The 5256-nt window shown below is 50.8% G+C and carries 3 rRNA genes; all 3 read right to left on the bottom strand.

Going from position 1 to position 5256, the window contains the following annotated elements:
• Positions 1-112, bottom strand: a 5S ribosomal RNA gene (rrf, locus tag AC6BKE_RS26565); the annotation flags it as partial.
• A gap of 166 nt (positions 113-278) precedes the next feature.
• Positions 279-3206, bottom strand: a 23S ribosomal RNA gene (locus AC6BKE_RS26570).
• A gap of 368 nt (positions 3207-3574) precedes the next feature.
• A 16S ribosomal RNA gene (locus tag AC6BKE_RS26575) occupies positions 3575-5126 on the bottom strand.
• Positions 5127-5256 lie beyond the last annotated feature (130 nt).

Below are 5256 nucleotides of genomic sequence, written 5' to 3' on the forward strand. Positions count from 1 at the left end.
AGCGACGTCCTACTCTCACAGGGGGAAGCCCCCAACTACCATCGGCGCTAAAGAGCTTAACTTCCGTGTTCGGTATGGGAACGGGTGTGACCTCTTTGCCATCATCACTAGACTTGCACATGGATGTGCTGGCTTCTGCGTTGCAACATGGATGTTGCGTTCTTAGCAGAAGTTCCTTTATATCAGCTTCAAAATAAATGGTGTCTTGAAGCTCTCTTTTTTGAAAGAGTTGTTCTTTCAAAACTGGATAAACGGTTCATTGAATGGTTCAAACATTTTTGGTTAAGTCCTCGATCGATTAGTATTCGTCAGCTCCATGTGTCACCACACTTCCACCTCGAACCTATCTACCTCATCGTCTTTGAGGGATCTTACTTACTTGCGTAATGGGAAATCTCATCTTGAGGGGGGCTTCATGCTTAGATGCTTTCAGCACTTATCCCGTCCACACATAGCTACCCAGCGATGCCTTTGGCAAGACAACTGGTACACCAGCGGTGTGTCCATCCCGGTCCTCTCGTACTAAGGACAGCTCCTCTCAAATTTCCTACGCCCACGACGGATAGGGACCGAACTGTCTCACGACGTTCTGAACCCAGCTCGCGTACCGCTTTAATGGGCGAACAGCCCAACCCTTGGGACCGACTACAGCCCCAGGATGCGATGAGCCGACATCGAGGTGCCAAACCTCCCCGTCGATGTGGACTCTTGGGGGAGATAAGCCTGTTATCCCCGGGGTAGCTTTTATCCGTTGAGCGATGGCCCTTCCATGCGGAACCACCGGATCACTAAGCCCGTCTTTCGACCCTGCTCGACTTGTAGGTCTCGCAGTCAAGCTCCCTTGTGCCTTTACACTCTACGAATGATTTCCAACCATTCTGAGGGAACCTTTGGGCGCCTCCGTTACCTTTTAGGAGGCGACCGCCCCAGTCAAACTGTCCGCCTGACACTGTCTCCTGCCCCGCTAAGGGGCATGGGTTAGAATTTCAATACAACCAGGGTAGTATCCCACCGACGCCTCCTTCGAAGCTGGCGCTCCGAGATCTCTGGCTCCTACCTATCCTGTACAAGTTGTACCAAAATTCAATATCAGGCTACAGTAAAGCTCCACGGGGTCTTTCCGTCCTGTCGCGGGTAACCTGCATCTTCACAGGTACTATAATTTCACCGAGTCTCTCGTTGAGACAGTGCCCAGATCGTTACGCCTTTCGTGCGGGTCGGAACTTACCCGACAAGGAATTTCGCTACCTTAGGACCGTTATAGTTACGGCCGCCGTTTACTGGGGCTTCAATTCGCAGCTTCGCTTGCGCTAACCACTCCTCTTAACCTTCCAGCACCGGGCAGGCGTCAGCCCCTATACGTCACCTTACGGTTTTGCAGAGACCTGTGTTTTTGCTAAACAGTCGCCTGGGCCTATTCACTGCGGCTCTCATGCGCTTGCACGCTCAAGAGCACCCCTTCTCCCGAAGTTACGGGGTCATTTTGCCGAGTTCCTTAACGAGAGTTCTCTCGCACACCTTAGGATTCTCTCCTCGACTACCTGTGTCGGTTTGCGGTACGGGCACCTCTCACCTCGATAGAGGCTTTTCTTGGCAGTGTGAAATCAGGAACTTCGTCCATACGGACTCGCCATCACAGCTCAACGTTACAGTGTGCGGATTTGCCTACACACACGCCTTACTGCTTGGACGCGCATAACCAACAGCGCGCTTACCCTATCCTACTGCGTCCCCCCATTTCTCAAACGGTGAGGAGGTGGTACAGGAATATCAACCTGTTGTCCATCGCCTACGCCTATCGGCCTCGGCTTAGGTCCCGACTAACCCTGAGCGGACGAGCCTTCCTCAGGAAACCTTAGTCATACGGTGGACGGGATTCTCACCCGTCTTTCGCTACTCATACCGGCATTCTCACTTCTAAGCGCTCCACCAGTCCTTCCGGTCTGACTTCAACGCACTTAGAACGCTCTCCTACCACTGACATCGTAGATGTCAATCCACAGCTTCGGTGAATCGTTTAGCCCCGATACATTTTCGGCGCAGCGTCACTCGACCAGTGAGCTATTACGCACTCTTTAAATGATGGCTGCTTCTAAGCCAACATCCTGGTTGTCTGTGCAACGCCACATCCTTTTCCACTTAACGATTACTTTGGGACCTTAGCTGGTGGTCTGGGCTGTTTCCCTTTTGACTACGGATCTTATCACTCGCAGTCTGACTCCCGTGTATAAATATCTGGCATTCGGAGTTTGTCTGAATTCGGTAAACCGGGATGGCCCCCTAGTCCAAACAGTGCTCTACCTCCAGTATTCTCATCACGAGGCTAGCCCTAAAGCTATTTCGGAGAGAACCAGCTATCTCCAAGTTCGATTGGAATTTCTCCGCTACCCACACCTCATCCCCGCACTTTTCAACGTGCGTGGGTTCGGGCCTCCAGTAAGTGTTACCTTACCTTCACCCTGGACATGGGTAGATCACCTGGTTTCGGGTCTACGACCACGTACTATTTCGCCCTATTCAGACTCGCTTTCGCTGCGGCTCCGCCTTCTAAAGCTTAACCTCGCACGTAATCGTAACTCGCCGGTTCATTCTACAAAAGGCACGCTATCACCCATTAACGGGCTCTAACTACTTGTAGGCACACGGTTTCAGGATCTCTTTCACTCCCCTTCCGGGGTGCTTTTCACCTTTCCCTCACGGTACTGGTTCACTATCGGTCACTAGGTAGTATTTAGCCTTGGGAGATGGTCCTCCCAGATTCCGACGGAATTTCACGTGTTCCGCCGTACTCAGGATCCACTCAGGAGAGAACGAACTTTCGACTACAGGGCTTTTACCTGCTCTGGCGGACCTTTCCAAGTCGCTTCATCTAACTCGCTCTTTTGTAACTCCGTATTGAGTGTCCTACAACCCCAAGAGGCAAGCCTCTTGGTTTGGGCTCTTCCCGTTTCGCTCGCCGCTACTCAGGGAATCGATTTTTCTTTCTCTTCCTCCAGGTACTTAGATGTTTCAGTTCCCTGGGTCTGCCTTCAAGACGCTATGTATTCACGTCAAGATACTACGCGATTAAACGTAGTGGGTTCCCCCATTCGGAAATCTCCGGATCAAAGCTCACTTACAGCTCCCCGAAGCATATCGGTGTTAGTGCCGTCCTTCTTCGGCTCCTAGTGCCAAGGCATTCGCCGTGCGCCCTTAATAACTTAACCTAACGGCTTTCAATACACATCACATTTCGTTGTCAGCTTCACTCGTTCAATCAGTCACGTACTCAAGTACGCTCCTTCATTCACTCGATTGCTTCCTAGAACTGCTCGTGTCTTGAAACCTTCTAATGTTATTAAGCCTATAAAAAAACTTAAAAAATAAATGTGTTTGTTACAATTTCAATGTCGTTTTATCCAGTTTTCAAAGAACAAAGCTACTGCCTGCTTCTACATCTCGCAGCTTTGCGACGAAAGCGTAGCGACAGGAGCACATAATTAGAAGTAATTCATTCAAGAAGAATGAACCTTCAAAACTGAACGCAAAACGTAATCTTACAAACCCTAGGTTTGTATTCCGAAATAATCCTTAGAAAGGAGGTGATCCAGCCGCACCTTCCGATACGGCTACCTTGTTACGACTTCACCCCAATCATCTATCCCACCTTCGGCGGCTGGCTCCAAAAGGTTACCTCACCGACTTCGGGTGTTACAAACTCTCGTGGTGTGACGGGCGGTGTGTACAAGGCCCGGGAACGTATTCACCGCGGCATGCTGATCCGCGATTACTAGCGATTCCGGCTTCATGTAGGCGAGTTGCAGCCTACAATCCGAACTGAGAACGACTTTATCGGATTAGCTCCCTCTCGCGAGTTGGCAACCGTTTGTATCGTCCATTGTAGCACGTGTGTAGCCCAGGTCATAAGGGGCATGATGATTTGACGTCATCCCCACCTTCCTCCGGTTTGTCACCGGCAGTCACCTTAGAGTGCCCAACTAAATGATGGCAACTAAGATCAAGGGTTGCGCTCGTTGCGGGACTTAACCCAACATCTCACGACACGAGCTGACGACAACCATGCACCACCTGTCACCGTTGCCCCCGAAGGGGAAACTATATCTCTACAGTGGTCAACGGGATGTCAAGACCTGGTAAGGTTCTTCGCGTTGCTTCGAATTAAACCACATGCTCCACCGCTTGTGCGGGCCCCCGTCAATTCCTTTGAGTTTCAGTCTTGCGACCGTACTCCCCAGGCGGAGTGCTTAATGCGTTAGCTGCAGCACTAAGGGGCGGAAACCCCCTAACACTTAGCACTCATCGTTTACGGCGTGGACTACCAGGGTATCTAATCCTGTTTGCTCCCCACGCTTTCGCGCCTCAGTGTCAGTTACAGACCAGATAGTCGCCTTCGCCACTGGTGTTCCTCCAAATCTCTACGCATTTCACCGCTACACTTGGAATTCCACTATCCTCTTCTGCACTCAAGTCTCCCAGTTTCCAATGACCCTCCACGGTTGAGCCGTGGGCTTTCACATCAGACTTAAGAAACCACCTGCGCGCGCTTTACGCCCAATAATTCCGGACAACGCTTGCCACCTACGTATTACCGCGGCTGCTGGCACGTAGTTAGCCGTGGCTTTCTAATAAGGTACCGTCAAGGTACAGCCAGTTACTACTGTACTTGTTCTTCCCTTACAACAGAGTTTTACGAACCGAAATCCTTCTTCACTCACGCGGCGTTGCTCCATCAGGCTTTCGCCCATTGTGGAAGATTCCCTACTGCTGCCTCCCGTAGGAGTCTGGGCCGTGTCTCAGTCCCAGTGTGGCCGATCACCCTCTCAGGTCGGCTACGCATCGTCGCCTTGGTGAGCCGTTACCTCACCAACTAGCTAATGCGCCGCGGGCCCATCCTATAGCGACAGCCGAAACCGTCTTTCAGTGTTTCACCATGAGGTGAAACAGATTATTCGGTATTAGCCCCGGTTTCCCGGAGTTATCCCAAACTATAAGGTAGGTTGCCCACGTGTTACTCACCCGTCCGCCGCTAACGTCGAAGGAGCAAGCTCCTTCTCTGTTCGCTCGACTTGCATGTATTAGGCACGCCGCCAGCGTTCGTCCTGAGCCAGGATCAAACTCTCCATAAAAGAAATTTGAATAGCTCAAATTGTTTTGCTGGCATCATTTTGATGTCCAAAATTTTGTTTTGTTCACTAACCAAGGTTAGTTACTAAAAACTTTATTGATTACGTTTTGCTTGTTCAGTTTTCAAGGTTC

The sequence above is a fragment of the Lysinibacillus sp. COL-1 genome, from assembly GCF_059814265.1.